Source organism: Neobacillus niacini, from assembly GCF_030817595.1.
In the GTDB taxonomy this organism is placed as follows: domain Bacteria; phylum Bacillota; class Bacilli; order Bacillales; family Cytobacillaceae; genus Neobacillus; species Neobacillus niacini_G.
Genome location: NZ_JAUSZN010000001.1, coordinates 734,901 through 749,223 on the forward strand (window position 1 = coordinate 734,901; position 14,323 = coordinate 749,223).

Sequence of the window (14,323 nt, forward strand, 5' to 3'; positions counted from 1 at the left end):
AATTATTTTAATTGTAACAGGACACCAAAACAATTACAACAGATTTTTGTATTCAAATGGAGGAACACATTTGGAGTTGGTTTTATCAGATAGGTGAAACCTGTTTGTGATATATAACAGTGATAAATATGTTATATAACAAAAGAGAAGGACAAGAATGAAAACAAATGGAAGGATGTTTGTAGGTCACTTGTGCCCAGTACATTCATATAATACTAAAGGGAAATAGACATGAAAAACTAATATTTATCCAATCCTATTGTGAGTACAAAGTTAAGGTAAGAAATTCAACGAGCAGGAGGGGATTTATCTGAAGTTTACCATTCAATATATACCCCTGAACAAAATTAAACCTGACGTATCATTGAAAGTAACGGAACACATTAAACGACTTCAAAGATTGATGTGGGACTGTATGTTTGTTTTGGTTGTCAGAAAAAACCGGAAGGATAACAACTATACCATTATTAGCGGTCAAGATCGTTATGAATCCCTTCGCAAACATACAAAAAGTATCTATGCTCCTTGTATCGTCGATAAAAGTCCGTCTCTCGAATCACCATCCTGGTTTCATCGCTTTCGTAGAAAACAACCGCTGGATGACTTTCCATTAATGCCATCTAGCTGGTCCATTGTACGTTCCTTTTTAAAACAAGAGCCTCGATTTAAACAATTATCTCGCTCGCAGCAAATAAGAGTCCTTCTCCTAGCTGCCCATTATAAAAAAACAGTGATTTATTCTATGAAAATGACGGTGGATGAGATGTTGAAAGACAATTAGAAAAGAGTTTGGTATACGTCCAAACTCTTTCTCAGTTTTCCATTAGGAAAAAATAAAAACACAAATGTAATAGAATACCAACGCCAATCATATTGAACCAATTAATTACATATTTATTTCCCTTGGGTTGAATAACCCCCATGGCAACAATATTCCAATAGGTATTCTTTAATCTAAATAGACATAGGGAGTCTATAATACTATATAAGCAGAGCAGGGAATCCATTTCCTGCTCTGCTTTCCTATTCAACCATTACCTTAATGTGGTCAATTGCATTATATCCATACCCATTTCTATTCCAATAAGGTTTAATGGGCTGAGTTTGACCACTAGAATCTGTTGCTTTTGACATAATGCTAAATATACCTTTTTCAACTGCATTCCACTCATATGACCAAGAAGCCCATTTGTAGCTAGATTTCGAATCAAATACTTGCGCCTCGGACCATGTGTGTCCGTTATCAGTGCTGATTTCGACATGTGTAATATTTCCTTTACCTGTCCAGGCGATGCCTTTTATAACATGTTTACCAGTATTTATCTTCGCCATATCTAACGGTTTTTGAATCGTGGAATTTACATTTATGGTTGTAACAGGATGAGCACCATCGTCATTATTTTGATTTGGATAATACATATAGTCAATGTTCTGGAAAGGTCCATTAAAAGGAGTACCAATTACACTTATTTGTTTAATCCATTTCACTGAAGCCATACCATACCATTGTGGAACGATTAATCTGAATGGAAATCCATGTTTAAAGGATAAAGGTTGTTTATTATATTCATAGGCGATAATGGTATCAGGATGTAAGGCCTTCTTTAAAGGTAAACTCCTAGTATAAGAGAATACCTTGTCTAAGTCCGTTCTTACTCCGAAATCATATCCTTCTACCACAACCTCTTTAGCGGCTTCTTTTATTCCGGAAATTTCAAGCAAAGTACGTAAGGGAACACCTTTCCAAACGCCTTGGCTCATTGCTCCCTTACCCCATTGTTCGCCAAACACTTTGGGCTCAAATAGGCTGCGCTTATTTCCGGAACATTCGAGAACAACTTCAACGGTTTTTGAGGGTAGCTGAAGGATTGATTGCATAGAAATCAGTAAGGGGGTAGTAACCATCCCATTTATAGGGAGAAAGTAGTTTGAATAGGAAAGCTTTGGATAAGAAAAGTGGTTTCGCCGATAAAATAAAGGGGTTTGGATAATATCATTTTCAATAAATTGAATCGGTGTTTCCTGATTCTCAGGCTGCAACCTGCGTGTTACTAAATACGGCTTCTCAAGGTGATGGTTTGGATCAGCCATAATTTCCTCCTTTAAATAGCAGTCACTACTACCGTATGTTTTACTTGATTAAAATAGGTGTAACAAAACGTCAAAAGAGGGCTAGCTCGATACAAGGTATTTTCAGAGTAAATGTAGAATAGTTATTGTTTTTCCCTTTTATTAAAGGGATATTTTTTTGCTAAAATAAGCTTGATTTTCAATATTGAGGACATATGTCCTAACAGAGATCTGATGATTTATCATTTAATTAGATTATAAATCTAGATAAATTGGAGAGAAGAGCGATGAAAGGGAGTTTATTTGCATTTTTAGGCGGGGCTTTTATTACGCTGCAGGGTGTAGCAAATACCCGTATTAGCCAAGATATTGGCACGTGGCAGACAGCATCCATTACACAATTCACGGGATTTCTGCTAAGTTTGCTGATCTTGATGTTTACAAGAGATAAGAATTGGAAAAAGTTAAAGAATGTAAAACCCCTATACTTGACTAGTGGTGCTTTTGCAGCAATTATTATCTTTAGTAATGTCGCATCCATTGAATACGTAGGTGTTACCCTTTCGATTTCCGTCCTATTAATAGCACAGTTATGTTTGACCTTTTTAATTGATGGTAAAGGCTGGTTTGGTATTCCGAAACAGAAGATGAGGTTACCTCAGTTTGTAGGAATTGCGATGATGATCGTGGGTGTGGCCATACTACAGTTTTGATGCAACAAATTGGCCCATGCTGGAGGCGGAAATATGAAAGAAATAAAAGATCCTAAGTTAGTGCAGTCCTATTTGCAGGCTCACCAACTAGAAACCATATTTAATGAAGCAATCATGCCCTATTTGTCTTTATATCACTGCGAGCAAGGAGAACTTATCTTATCCCAAGGTGAACCATCCAAGTATTTGTATGTCCTGGTAAAAGGTAAAATAAAAATCTACACCACTTCAGCCGAAGGGAAAACACTTATTTTATCTTTTAAATCTGCGATTGAAGTGATAGGTGATATTGAATATGTGCAGGAAATCGATACCATCAATACGGTGGAGGCTGTTTCATCGGTCTATATGATCGGTGTGCAACATACTAACTTGAAAAAATTCACAAATGATTTTTCGCCATTTCTGCAATTTATTTTAAAAGTTATTACCGAAAAGTTTTATTTGAAGAATAATTCAATGAGCTTCAATTTGATGTATCCAGTTGAGGTTCGTTTAGCCAGTTATTTACTGTCGGTTACCCAAGATGATAATGAATCATTATTTACTGGGCAGCTTAGTACCACTAGCTTGACCGATACGGCAAACCTTATCGGGACCAGCTATCGTCATCTTAATCGGGTTATTAAGCAGTTTTGTTCCGATGGATTGGTGGAGCGCAGTAAAGGTTTCATTCTTATTAAAGACAGAGAAGCCTTAAAAACTATAGCCGGAGGCAATATTTACGAGTAAATAGATGACTGCAAGCTGAACGAAGCACTTGGATTCGTTCAGCTTGCAGTCATCCATGAGCTTCTATTAAAATATTACACATTGGAGTGTATCAGATATGATTCTAGGAATTTTATTTGCGATACTGGCTGGATCTTTAGTCAGTCTGCAAAACATATTCAATAGTAAAACAGGGGAACACGCTGGTTCATGGACAACCACTACATTAGTGCTAGGTTTAGGATTTGTAGCTTCATTTACTCTAGGTTTTTTGTTCGAAGGTATCCAACTGTTTGAATTACAAAATATGAAGACATGGTACTGGTTCAGCGGGTTAATAGGAATTGGAGTAGTAACCTGTGTCGTGAAAGGTATAAAGCTGCTTGGTCCAACCTATGCAATTTCAATTATGCTTTCATCACAGCTGGGATTTGCATTATTGTTCGATACATTTGGCTGGATGGGAATTGAAAAGGTACCTTTTACCACTAAGCAATTAATAGGTGTATTAGTCATTGTTGCTGGCATTCTTATTTTTAAAATCAGCGGTGAACCTAAGTCGGCTAAAATGCCTACTGGCTTAAAAAGTGTCCATGCAGAAAAGTAAACACAGGATGGAGAGATACTTTTGAAAGAATATAAAACATTGTTTTTTGATGTAGATGATACTTTATTGGATTTTGCTGCAGCAGAAAAGTTAGCGTTACAACTCCTTTTCGAGGAGCAGAATATTCCGCTTACTTCCGACATAGAAGAGAAATATAAAACAATAAATCAAGGTCTTTGGAAGAGGTTTGAAGAAGGAGAATTGAGCCGGGACGAGGTTGTCAATACACGCTTTTCTCTTCTTTTTAATCAATATGGAAAAGAAGTCGATGGGACCATACTAGAAAAAAATTATCGATCATTCTTAGAACAAGGACATCAATTGGTGAACGGCGCTTTTGAACTGATAACAGAACTAAGTTCCCAATATGATTTATATATTGTTACTAATGGTGTGTCTAGCACACAGGATAAACGGTTACGTGCTTCAGGGTTACATTCACTATTCAAAGGTATCTTCGTTTCCGAGGATACAGGTTTCCAAAAGCCAATGAAGGAATTTTTCGATTATGTTTTTGCAAGAATTCCTCATTTTGATGTGAACCAAGCACTAATTATCGGAGATTCGTTAAGTGCGGATATTATCGGCGGGGAGCTGGCCGGGATGGATACATGCTGGTTTAATCCAAACATGAAACCGAACAATTCTGATAGTAGTCCGACCTATCAAATTCACAAACTAGAAGAGTTAAAACAAATATTAAGTGTACGAGATAAAATAGGTGCCTGTTAATCTGATTTTAAAGGAGTGGGGGATATGGAGTTAAAATATGAAATCATTACCGATGAAGAAATTGAATACTGTAGAGATTTATGTAATGAACTAATGGCCTTTCAAAAATCTAAAGCTCATATAACCCCCGAGTTATTTGATAATATGAATTTTGACACTCGAATGGTTCCTTCTGTAAAAAGTGCATTACGCAATTACACGGTTATCGTCAAAGATGGTGAGAAAATTGTAGCTTACGTCTACTCCAATATTTCTCCAAAGGAAGCATATTCAAACGATTTCGCAACTTTTTTTGGCTTATCCTCAGTTCAACAAAAGAATGTAGCTTGTCTTTCCCAATTTTACATTAAAGAAGAGTATAGACAATATGGGATTGGTTCCAAGCTCTTCCATATGTCATTGGATTGGATGAAGCAATTTGATGATGTTGATGATTACTTTATTTTCGTTTCAAATGGAAATGATAACGCCTTAGAATTCTATAAACGTAAAGGATTCTCTGTAAGTCATACTATTTTTGATGGTTTTATTACTGTTTTACGAAAATAGGATAGGACCATTTTGGTCCTACATAGTCATCTACACCTCAAGACTTAGATAAACTTACTACTTCAGTATCTTCTGGTCATGAAAAAACTCTACTATACTATAATTACATTATATAGTGGAGTGAGAAGTATGACTGAATCAATATTGTCCCTTATCAAAGAATGGGGGATATGGGGAGTGTTCATATCCTTATTTATTGAAGGGAGTGCTCTTCCCTTTATCGGCTCGTTCATCATGGTAACAGTGGGATTTATTTTAGATTTGACCTGGTTCGAGATGATATGGATCTCATTAGCAGGCAGCTTCATATATGCGATAGGGAGTTGGATTCCTTATTTTATTGGGTATAAATTCGGTAAATCTGTAGAAGACCGGTTGAGTGATGCAAAAAGAGAAAAATTAACAAAGGCTAGGAAGGCTTTTAGCAAGAATGGAGTTTGGAGTGTTGCCATATCGAGCCCGCTTCATTTAGGGAATTTTGTCCCTTTTTTAGCGGGAATTTCACATATGAAACTTCGAACCTATACACTACTTACCATGATCGGTATTGCTCCGTCCACCTTCCTATTTTTAAGTTTTGGTCATTTTTATCCAGGTGATTTCAGCAGCGTTATGAATACAGTAAAGGATTATCAACTATTACTATTAATTTTGTTTGGATTCATTACTTTGATTTATTTGGGTATTAAATTTTTCGGTTATCGTCAGCAAAAGAAATTAATGAAACAAAATCTGATGAGTTAGATATCCTTACACTAAAAACACCTGAAAAGGGTGTTTTTTCTTTTTACATTGGCGAAGTATAATGGATGGAATTAGGTTAAAACTTCCTAAGCTATAAACAATCCATTATAATTTTTAATGAATGGAATGTAATAGGAGTGTATAGATGAAAAGTATATCGATTTTAGTTGCAGATGATGAAGAAGAGATCGCCAATTTAATTGCCATCCATTTAGAAAAGGAAGGGTATCGTGTTTTTAAAGCATTGGACGGGGAGGAAGCTATAGCCGTAATCCAGACTCAATCAATTGATTTAGTTATTTTGGATATCATGATGCCGAAACTGGATGGTTATGAAGTAACCCGCAATATTCGTGAACAACACAACATGCCGATCATTTTTTTGAGTGCTAAAACATCTGATTTTGACAAGGTCCACGGTTTGGTGATTGGAGCAGATGATTATATGACGAAACCCTTCACTCCCATTGAATTGGTTGCTCGAGTAAATGCACAGCTGCGCCGATTTATGAAGTTGAATCAACCTAAAGTGAATCAAACTTCTGGCTTGGAATTTGGCGGATTAATTATTTCTCCTGAACAGAGGAACGTAACTCTATATGGTGAATCCATCGACTTAACGCCAAAGGAATTTGACATTCTATATTTATTAGCACGGCAGCCAAAGAAAGTGTTCAGTGTGGAAAATATTTTTCAACAGGTATGGGGCGAAGCATACTATGAAGGGGCTAATACCGTAATGGTCCATATACGTACGTTGCGAAAAAAACTGGAAGAAGATAAACGGAAAAACAAATTAATCAAAACAGTGTGGGGAGTCGGGTATACATTCAATGGTTAAGATTGCACGAAGTTTCCGTTCTAGAATGGTTCTATTATTTGGCTTAAGCATGCTGTCTGCTGGTATCATAACATTCATTATTTATAAGGGACTTCAATGGTACTATCACAATTGGGTCGAGTGGGGAGATCCGCTGTCGTGGCTTCGAATTTATATAAGTACAATTGGTGACATAAATTTCTTCTTAATAATATTTATTCCGCTTTCTATTCTTTTTTTCTATTTACTCACTAAGCCTTATACTGCGTATTTTAATGAGATTTCAAATGGAATCCACAATCTCGCGCGTGGAGACTTTAAACAGCAGGTTACGATCCAATCCAATGATGAATTTAGTGCTATTGCACAGGATATTAATCTCGCAAGTGAAAAATTAGAAGAAGCGATTTTAAGAGGTGATTTTTCGGAAAGTAGCAAGGATCAATTAGTGGTCAATTTGGCCCATGATTTACGTACGCCACTTACCTCCGTTATCGGGTATTTGGATTTAATCCTTAAGGATGAAAAATTGACGAAGGTTCAGGCCAAACATTATTTAACCATTGCCTTTACAAAATCTCAGCGTTTAGAACGTTTGATTGATGAATTATTTGAAATTACTAGAATGAATTATGGAATGTTACATATTGAGAAAAAGCCGCTTAATGTAAGTGACTTGCTTTATCAATTAAAGGAAGAAATGTATCCAGTCTTTGAAAAAAATGATTTGATTGCGCGTATCAATATTCTGCCCGCTCTATCTATTTTAGGTGATGGAGAACTGTTAGCACGTGTGTTTGAAAACCTGTTAACCAACGCAAACCGATATGGAATTGATGGTCAGTATGTCGATATCAATGGTTTTATTGAAAAAGGGGAAGTAGTAGTTCAGATCGTAAATTATGGAGACTTCATTCCACCTAATGAACTTCCGCATATCTTTGAAATGTTTTATACCGGTGATAAGGCTCGAACACATCAAGAAAATAGTACGGGTCTTGGTTTATTCATAGCGAAGAATATTGTTGAGCAGCATAATGGGACCATTACTGTAGAAAGCAATTTTATTCGTACGGTATTTGAAGTTCGTTTACCCCAAGTGAGCGTGGATGAACAATTAGAGTGAAAACTTAAGAAAAATTTAAACTTTACCCCACTTTTTATTTAAATAGTTTTTCCTATTCTAGTACCAAGATAGAAATAGGAGGATATTTAATATGAAAAAGTGGGGATTTTTATTGTTAGTTGTCGTAAGCATGGGAATTACAGTAGTGAATAGGTTAGATCTATTTAATGATAAAGTAGAGATTAAACATTTTGTGCCTGATTATAAATTTGATGAAAGTGAAACTTCTAAAAGTACTCAATTGGTAGAGATAGGAAAGGAACTCGTTTATCAAGGAAATTTACTTCTGGTAAACAATGAGTATCCTGTTCACAAAGAGAGTATTAAATCAGATGTCGTGAATTTATTTGAGCACGGTGGTCTAACTGAGGGATATGGGCTTTTAGATAGTGAGATTTATTTGTCTGAAAAAGTTGCCTATGCGTTTTCTGAAATGATAGATGCTGCAGGTGAAGAAGGAGTTCGTCATTTTTCGATTAATAGTGGCTTTCGTGACTTTGAAGAGCAGAATGCACTTTATCAGCAAATGGGTTCCAGCTTAGCTTTGCCTGCAGGTCATAGTGAACACAATCTAGGGTTATCACTGGATGTAGGTTCGACTCAAATGAAAATGAGTGAGGCTCCTGAAGGCAAGTGGATTGAGAAAAATGCCTGGAAATACGGATTTATTTTACGCTATCCAAAGGATAAAACGCATGTTACTGGAATTCAATACGAACCATGGCATATCCGCTATGTGGGTTTGCCCCACAGTGCCATCATCCAGGAAAAGAACTTCGCTTTGGAAGAATATATTAATTATCTAAGAGAAGAAAAGAACTTGACGGCTACCGTTAATGGGGAAGAATATAAAGTTACTTATTATCCCATTGAAGCAAGTAGTGCAATAAAAGTACCAAAGAATAGCACATATGAGATCTCAGGTAATAATATTGATGGCGTTATTGTAACTGAATTGAAATCGTAATAATAGAGTGAAAGTAAATTTCACTTTTCTGAGAGTATTTTTTGCAATGTGAGAGTAAATCCTGTTATGCGAGAGTTAAAACACTTTACCAAGAGTAAAATCAATTATGTGAGATTAATTTTCGATTTCCGAGATTATTTTAACTATGTATGGGGTATATCATCTATATGAATTTCTATTTTATCTTTATAATGGAAATTTTTATCAAGAAAATAGTACAAAATAGTATTAAACCAGTATGAACATAATTTATACTAATACTGTGATTTAATCATACATAGGGGGATAAAATGGAACTTTCTTTGTTATTAGAGTATGGATGGGTTTTACTTATTTTGATTTTGTTAGAAGGCTTATTATCTGCGGATAATGCTTTGGTCTTAGCGATCATGGCAAAGCATTTGCCTGAAGCTCAGCAGAAAAAGGCGATAAATATCGGGCTGATGCTAGCCTTCATATTTAGGATTGGTGCTATCTTTATCATTTCGTTTTTGTTTCATGTTTGGTGGATTCAAGCAATCGGGGCTGCGTATTTAATTTTCATTGCATTAAAACATTTGCTTAAAAAGGATCATGGCGGTAAAGAGAAAGTTGGAAAAAGCTACCGAGCTACTGTAGCTCAAATCGCATTAGCTGATATTGCCTTTGCTGTTGATTCGATTTTAGCTGCAGTCGCTCTTGTTATTGCATTGCCAGGTACGCCAATGGGCGAAATCGGCGGAATGGATGGCGCGCAATTTATTGTCATATTAATCGGTGCAATAGCTGGATTAATCGTGATTCGGTTTGCAGCAGGGTTCTTTGTTAAAGTCCTGACAGAACGCCCTAGCCTTGAAACAGCGGCGATGTTACTAGTTGGCTGGGTCGGCGTAAAGTTGTTAATGCATACTCTTGCACATCCAGCTTTACACATAATTCCTCATGATTTTGTAGAAGGACCAATTTGGAATACCATCTTTTGGTCCGTTATGCTACTAATTGCTTTAGGCGGCTGGTTCTTATCAGGTAAAAAAACAGAACAGTCCACATAAGTTACATCGACACCGAATGGCTTGGAAGTATATCAAGCCATTTTTTTATATTGGGAAAGGAGAGTAAATATGAATTTTTCATTTGATCATTTAGTTTGGTTCCATCATAATCCTGAAAAAGCAATACAACCTCTTTCAGAAAAAGGAGTCCATGTTGCCCACGGCGGCCGTCATGACACATGGGGAACCTACAATACACTTAGTTATTTTGGTTTAAGCTATATAGAATTTTTGGGGATCGAAGTGTTAACCATCGCAGAACAACACGAGGAAAATCGATTAATTACCCAAATTGTGGAGCAACTTGCTAAAGAAAATCGGGAAGGGCCTGCTAAAATAGCGATTCGAACTAATCATATTCACAAATTAGCTATAAAGCTGAAACAAGACGGTCATACCGTTTATGGTCCACTTCCTGGGCAACGTGTAACTGCAAATGGGGAAGTAATACAGTGGACCCTGCTGTTTATCGAGGAGCATCCTAATCAGCTATCACTTCCATTTTTCATCCAATGGGATAATAGTGATAAGGAAAGATTATCTGCAATAAAGGAACAAGGATTGTTAGGGAGGCATAGTGACGAAAATTCAAAATTAGAATGTGTCGGCTTTGTTGTCAGGGACTTAGAAGACACAATTAGAACGTGGGGAGATTTATTAAATCTAACACCGAGTGAGGAGTTTTGGGATGAAGACTTACAGGCAAGATGTCAAAAATTAGAATTGCCTGGAACCCATTTATTATTCTGCACACCCGATCGAGAAGGACCAGCAGAAAAGGTCTTACATGAGAGAGGAGAAACTCCTTTTTTAGTGAACATAAGCCAAGCTAATCAAAACAGCTTATTTGAATTGTTGAATGGCTATTGGCGGTTTCAATAGCCTGACTATTCTAAAAAAACACAGGAGATGATTATATGATCAACACAAAATTAATTTTAATAGAAGGATTACCTGGTTCAGGAAAATCCACTACTGCAGAAATGACAAATAATATTTTAAAAGAATGGAATGTGGATACAAGATTATTTCTTGAGGGTAATGTCGAACATCCAGCTGATTATGAAGGAGGCTCTTACTTTTCAAAAACTGACTTTGCCAAGCTTTTGGAACAGTACCATGAAGTTCAGCCTATTTTAGTAAAACATGCCATCGAACGCTGTGATGGATTTGTATTGCCGCAAGATAAGCTGAAAGAAGAACTTGAAGAGACAATGGTTTCCGATTCTTTTTGGGAAGTCATTTGGAATCATGATATCTATGAGTTGCCGTTAGAAAAAAACATAGAATTAATAATGGATAAATGGCAAAGGTTCGAAGAACAGGCAATGGCAGGAAATCAAACGTATATATTCGAATGCTGCTTTATTCAAAATCCTGTAACCGTCGGCATGATCAAATATGGTGCTTCCCAGGAAGTTGTGATGAATTATGTAAAGCAATTAGCAGATATTATTGAGCCGTTAAACCCTGTTTTACTTTATGTAGATCAAAAAGATCTGTCACGTTCCTTTAAAAAGGCCATACAAGAACGACCAAGAGAATGGTCTAGTGGTTTTATGGATTACTATACTCACCAAGGCTACGGGAAAATACATGGTGCAGAAGGAATCGAAGGAACCATTGAAGTTCTCGAAGCAAGAAAACAATTAGAGTCCTTCATTTTTAATGCATTAGCCATTAAAAAGGTTAAAATTGATAATACTCAGTTTGACAAAGATTCTCACAAAAATAGAATCACGGAAGTATTCATGAATGCTGCAAGCATATAGTTTTATGAATCACAGTGCACTTTGCCTCTGATTTTTTTTATATCTAATTCATTATTTTGTAGGATTAATAACAAAGACAATCACACTTTTATCTAAGTCAAAGTCCCAGTCGACAAAAATATCAATGACTTTCGTATCCAAAATCGCTTCAAAATGGTTATTGTTATGAAGCAGCCCTTTTTCGAGTGACCGCTTTGCGAGCTTGAGTTGTTCCTGCATCCCTTGTCTGATTAACTGCTTTTCAATCCTGACCAATATTCCATTTCGAATAACTAGGATTGTGCGCTGATTTACTTGGCTTGCATAAATCTCTTCAGGCTTCTTTTCTGATTCAGAGCTTAAATGAATGATTTCATTAATAAGTTCTGCTTTACCAATAAACTCTTCTGTAATGGGATAGTCGGTACTCGTTGAATCCGTGGATATCCCAGTTAACATCGCAGATTTATTTTGCAGACTCCAATCATAGTAGAATTCTCTTATTTCCATACCAGTAACAATCTTTATATATGCTTTTATTTCAGGGATTAGCGTCTGCATGACTAAATCTCGAGTCTGTTGAACACTTTCATCCTGATTTTGGTTGATGAGTACCTTTTCTGTTGGAGTAAGGAAATTTCGAATATAGACGATAATAAAGGTTCTACCTAATGACACATGTACTGATTCCGGTCCTTTACCAAAATGATCACGGAGAATCTTACTTATGTAGCTGCTTAATTCGGCCGATTTTTTATAAATTGGTATTTCCATTTTTGAGGACTCCTTTTTCCAACTAGGTATTTATGCTATAGTCTTCCCTATTCACTGGAAATAATTAGCATGGTTTGTTACTCGGAATAAAAATATAATGAAGGTAGGTGAAGGGACAGAAAGCCATTCGCTTTGAGGAGTAGGATATGTTTTCAAGCATGAACAACAAAGTTTTAATAGACACATATTTTAATGCAGTAAAGCTAAAGTTAGACGAAGACTTTATTAAATTGTTAGAAGAAGAAATTGATCGAAGAGGGATCCAATCAGATAAGGTAGAAAGAATGGTTTAAACCATAGCTTTTCACTAAAGATTATTTACACCTTCTTCCAATTATTATTAGTTGTAATGTAATAAGAACAGCAGCGGATGGCTTCTTGCTCTTTACTTCTTTCAAAGAAATTTTGCCTATTAAATAATCAGACTACTAATACTATAAAAAAAGCTAGGTCATTAGCCTAGCTTTTTTTATAGTTATTTATAATAAGTGGTTATTTTCCCTTATATCTCTTTCAATAGTTTTGTATAATTTTATATTATAAGAATTTTTAAATTTGAACAGTAATGATACTTTGGAAAATGGAGTGTTAAAATGTTAACCATACGGAACGTGACGATGAATGATTTACCTGACCTTTTAATCATTGAACACCTTTGCTTTCCAATTGAAGAAGCAGCGACGGAAGAAGCCTTTAAACAGCGTATTCAATTAATTCCAGATAGCTTTTTTGTGGCGGAAGAGTGTGGTGTGATTGTGGGTTTAGTGAATGGACCAGTGATTGAAAAAGAGTTTATTACAGATGATTTATTCGAGGAGATTAAGCCAAATCCTGCTTCCGGCGGTCATCAAACGGTTTTAGGAGTTGCCGTGACACCGCACTTCCAAACAAGGGGAGTGGCAACAGCGTTACTAGCACATCTTGAAAAAGAGGCAATATCAAGAAATCGCGAGAGTATTACACTTACCTGTAAAGAAGACTTAATACGATTTTATGAAAACTTAGGATACAAAAATCGAGGTGTTTCGAAATCGGAGCATGGCGGCGTCCAGTGGTACAACCTGAATAAAAAATTGAGGTAGAGGAGATTTTTTCACGGAGGAGATACAGTGATTTATAGAGATAAAGAATTGATCATTCGTCCCATTTTAGAGGCTGATCTATCAGAACTTTGGAGTTTGATTTATTCAGAGGAACTACCAGAATGGAAAAAATGGGACGCACCTTATTTTGAACATAAGCATGTTACATACCAAGATTATTTGAAGACGAAAGACGCTCTTGTGAACCAAGATAACCGCTGGGTGATTGAGGTGAACGGTGAGATTATCGGAACAATAGGCTATTATTGGGAGCATAAGCCGTCTAATTGGCTGGAAATCGGGATTGTGATCTATAAACCTGCCTACTGGAGCGGCGGGTATGGGACAAGAGCAATTCGGATATTGATCAATCATTTATTTACCACCATGCCGCTAGTTCGAGTGGGTTATACGACTTGGTCAGGAAATGAACGGATGATTAAGGTTGGGGAAAAACTAGGAATGACAATGGAAGCAAGGCTAAGAAAATGCCGTTATTATAATGGTGAATATTACGATTCCATCAGAATGGGATTGTTGAGAGAAGAATGGGAATCAAATCCTCAATTTAAATAATAATGTATTAGAAAGAACCTGAGCCCAAAAACTTAGGTTTTTTTTTAGGTCTTTCCTATGCGTCTCCTCT

At 36.2% G+C, this 14,323-nt stretch carries 18 protein-coding genes; 16 read left to right on the forward strand and 2 right to left on the reverse strand.

The window, feature by feature from the left end:
* Positions 1-415 precede the first annotated feature (415 nt).
* A complete protein-coding gene (locus QFZ31_RS03680) occupies positions 416-781 on the forward strand; it encodes a hypothetical protein (RefSeq protein ID WP_307300983.1) in 366 nt (121 codons plus the stop codon).
* 242 nt (positions 782-1,023) lie between these two features.
* Here the strand turns inward: QFZ31_RS03680 and QFZ31_RS03685 are convergent, their stop codons facing one another.
* Positions 1,024-2,091 carry a sulfite oxidase gene (locus tag QFZ31_RS03685; protein WP_307300985.1) on the reverse strand — a complete coding sequence of 356 codons (1,068 nt, stop codon included), beginning with the start codon at positions 2,089-2,091 and terminating at the stop codon, positions 1,024-1,026.
* Between the two features lie 266 nt (positions 2,092-2,357).
* On the opposite strand from QFZ31_RS03685, the gene QFZ31_RS03690 reads away from it, so the two are divergent.
* From QFZ31_RS03690 to QFZ31_RS03745, 12 genes are all read left to right on the forward strand, one after another.
* Positions 2,358-2,783 carry a DMT family transporter gene (locus QFZ31_RS03690; RefSeq protein ID WP_307300987.1) on the forward strand — a complete coding sequence of 142 codons (426 nt, stop codon included), beginning with the start codon at positions 2,358-2,360 and terminating at the stop codon, positions 2,781-2,783.
* Between the two features lie 33 nt (positions 2,784-2,816).
* Positions 2,817-3,515 (forward strand): Crp/Fnr family transcriptional regulator, encoded by a 699-nt coding sequence (locus tag QFZ31_RS03695; RefSeq protein ID WP_307300989.1) that lies wholly within the window; start codon positions 2,817-2,819, stop codon positions 3,513-3,515.
* A 97-nt stretch (positions 3,516-3,612) separates the two neighbouring features.
* Positions 3,613-4,101 (forward strand): DMT family transporter, encoded by a 489-nt coding sequence (locus QFZ31_RS03700; protein WP_307300990.1) that lies wholly within the window; start codon positions 3,613-3,615, stop codon positions 4,099-4,101.
* A gap of 21 nt (positions 4,102-4,122) precedes the next feature.
* Entirely contained in the window at positions 4,123-4,833 is a 711-nt protein-coding gene (locus QFZ31_RS03705) for a YjjG family noncanonical pyrimidine nucleotidase (protein WP_307300992.1), read from the forward strand.
* 24 nt (positions 4,834-4,857) lie between these two features.
* On the forward strand, positions 4,858-5,382 hold the full coding sequence (locus QFZ31_RS03710; protein ID WP_307300994.1) for a GNAT family N-acetyltransferase: 525 nt from the start codon (positions 4,858-4,860) through the stop codon (positions 5,380-5,382).
* Between the two features lie 129 nt (positions 5,383-5,511).
* Positions 5,512-6,126 carry a DedA family protein gene (locus tag QFZ31_RS03715; protein ID WP_307300996.1) on the forward strand — a complete coding sequence of 205 codons (615 nt, stop codon included), beginning with the start codon at positions 5,512-5,514 and terminating at the stop codon, positions 6,124-6,126.
* 145 nt (positions 6,127-6,271) lie between these two features.
* Positions 6,272-6,967 (forward strand): vancomycin resistance response regulator transcription factor, VanR-F/VanR-M family, encoded by a 696-nt coding sequence (gene vanR / locus QFZ31_RS03720; RefSeq protein ID WP_307300998.1) that lies wholly within the window; start codon positions 6,272-6,274, stop codon positions 6,965-6,967.
* Positions 6,960-8,072 (forward strand): sensor histidine kinase, encoded by a 1,113-nt coding sequence (locus QFZ31_RS03725; protein ID WP_307301000.1) that lies wholly within the window; start codon positions 6,960-6,962, stop codon positions 8,070-8,072. The genes vanR and QFZ31_RS03725 overlap by 8 nt, the downstream gene beginning before the upstream one ends.
* 91 nt (positions 8,073-8,163) lie before the next feature.
* Positions 8,164-9,039 carry a VanY-A/VanY-F/VanY-M family D-Ala-D-Ala carboxypeptidase gene (gene vanY, locus QFZ31_RS03730; protein WP_307301002.1) on the forward strand — a complete coding sequence of 292 codons (876 nt, stop codon included), beginning with the start codon at positions 8,164-8,166 and terminating at the stop codon, positions 9,037-9,039.
* Between the two features lie 290 nt (positions 9,040-9,329).
* The gene (locus QFZ31_RS03735) at positions 9,330-10,070 is read left to right on the forward strand and encodes a TerC family protein (protein ID WP_307301004.1); all 741 of its coding nucleotides are present in this window, start codon (positions 9,330-9,332) and stop codon (positions 10,068-10,070) included.
* A 69-nt stretch (positions 10,071-10,139) separates the two neighbouring features.
* Positions 10,140-10,952 (forward strand): VOC family protein, encoded by an 813-nt coding sequence (locus tag QFZ31_RS03740; RefSeq protein WP_307301006.1) that lies wholly within the window; start codon positions 10,140-10,142, stop codon positions 10,950-10,952.
* A 38-nt stretch (positions 10,953-10,990) separates the two neighbouring features.
* Positions 10,991-11,842: a hypothetical protein gene (locus QFZ31_RS03745; RefSeq protein WP_307311357.1), complete on the forward strand. Its 852-nt coding sequence runs from the start codon at positions 10,991-10,993 to the stop codon at positions 11,840-11,842.
* A 51-nt stretch (positions 11,843-11,893) separates the two neighbouring features.
* Here QFZ31_RS03745 and QFZ31_RS03750 read toward each other — a convergent pair whose 3' ends face one another.
* Positions 11,894-12,595: a DUF2294 domain-containing protein gene (locus QFZ31_RS03750; protein WP_307301007.1), complete on the reverse strand. Its 702-nt coding sequence runs from the start codon at positions 12,593-12,595 to the stop codon at positions 11,894-11,896.
* A gap of 146 nt (positions 12,596-12,741) precedes the next feature.
* Here QFZ31_RS03750 and sda point away from each other — a divergent pair, with 146 nt between their 5' ends.
* From sda to QFZ31_RS03765, 3 genes are all read left to right on the forward strand, one after another.
* Positions 12,742-12,888, forward strand: a complete 147-nt coding sequence (sda, locus tag QFZ31_RS03755) for a sporulation histidine kinase inhibitor Sda (protein ID WP_307301009.1) — start codon at positions 12,742-12,744, stop codon at positions 12,886-12,888.
* Between the two features lie 300 nt (positions 12,889-13,188).
* Positions 13,189-13,677, forward strand: coding sequence for a GNAT family N-acetyltransferase (locus QFZ31_RS03760; protein WP_307301011.1), 489 nt, complete (start codon positions 13,189-13,191; stop codon positions 13,675-13,677).
* A gap of 30 nt (positions 13,678-13,707) precedes the next feature.
* Positions 13,708-14,253 carry a GNAT family N-acetyltransferase gene (locus QFZ31_RS03765; protein ID WP_307311360.1) on the forward strand — a complete coding sequence of 182 codons (546 nt, stop codon included), beginning with the start codon at positions 13,708-13,710 and terminating at the stop codon, positions 14,251-14,253.
* Positions 14,254-14,323: the final 70 nt, after the last annotated feature.

What these genes read in the sequence shown, in the direction of transcription:
- QFZ31_RS03680 (WP_307300983.1), top strand. Translation starts at nt 416, where the DNA reads ATGTTTGTTTTGGTTGTCAGAAAAAACCGGAAGGATAACAACTATACC.
- QFZ31_RS03685 (WP_307300985.1), bottom strand. Translation starts at nt 2,091, where the DNA reads ATGGCTGATCCAAACCATCACCTTGAGAAGCCGTATTTAGTAACACGC.
- QFZ31_RS03690 (WP_307300987.1), top strand. Translation starts at nt 2,358, where the DNA reads ATGAAAGGGAGTTTATTTGCATTTTTAGGCGGGGCTTTTATTACGCTG.
- QFZ31_RS03695 (WP_307300989.1), top strand. Translation starts at nt 2,817, where the DNA reads ATGAAAGAAATAAAAGATCCTAAGTTAGTGCAGTCCTATTTGCAGGCT.
- QFZ31_RS03700 (WP_307300990.1), top strand. Translation starts at nt 3,613, where the DNA reads ATGATTCTAGGAATTTTATTTGCGATACTGGCTGGATCTTTAGTCAGT.
- QFZ31_RS03710 (WP_307300994.1), top strand. Translation starts at nt 4,858, where the DNA reads ATGGAGTTAAAATATGAAATCATTACCGATGAAGAAATTGAATACTGT.
- QFZ31_RS03715 (WP_307300996.1), top strand. Translation starts at nt 5,512, where the DNA reads ATGACTGAATCAATATTGTCCCTTATCAAAGAATGGGGGATATGGGGA.
- vanR (WP_307300998.1), top strand. Translation starts at nt 6,272, where the DNA reads ATGAAAAGTATATCGATTTTAGTTGCAGATGATGAAGAAGAGATCGCC.
- QFZ31_RS03725 (WP_307301000.1), top strand. Translation starts at nt 6,960, where the DNA reads ATGGTTAAGATTGCACGAAGTTTCCGTTCTAGAATGGTTCTATTATTT.
- vanY (WP_307301002.1), top strand. Translation starts at nt 8,164, where the DNA reads ATGAAAAAGTGGGGATTTTTATTGTTAGTTGTCGTAAGCATGGGAATT.
- QFZ31_RS03735 (WP_307301004.1), top strand. Translation starts at nt 9,330, where the DNA reads ATGGAACTTTCTTTGTTATTAGAGTATGGATGGGTTTTACTTATTTTG.
- QFZ31_RS03740 (WP_307301006.1), top strand. Translation starts at nt 10,140, where the DNA reads ATGAATTTTTCATTTGATCATTTAGTTTGGTTCCATCATAATCCTGAA.
- QFZ31_RS03750 (WP_307301007.1), bottom strand. Translation starts at nt 12,595, where the DNA reads ATGGAAATACCAATTTATAAAAAATCGGCCGAATTAAGCAGCTACATA.
- sda (WP_307301009.1), top strand. Translation starts at nt 12,742, where the DNA reads ATGTTTTCAAGCATGAACAACAAAGTTTTAATAGACACATATTTTAAT.
- QFZ31_RS03760 (WP_307301011.1), top strand. Translation starts at nt 13,189, where the DNA reads ATGTTAACCATACGGAACGTGACGATGAATGATTTACCTGACCTTTTA.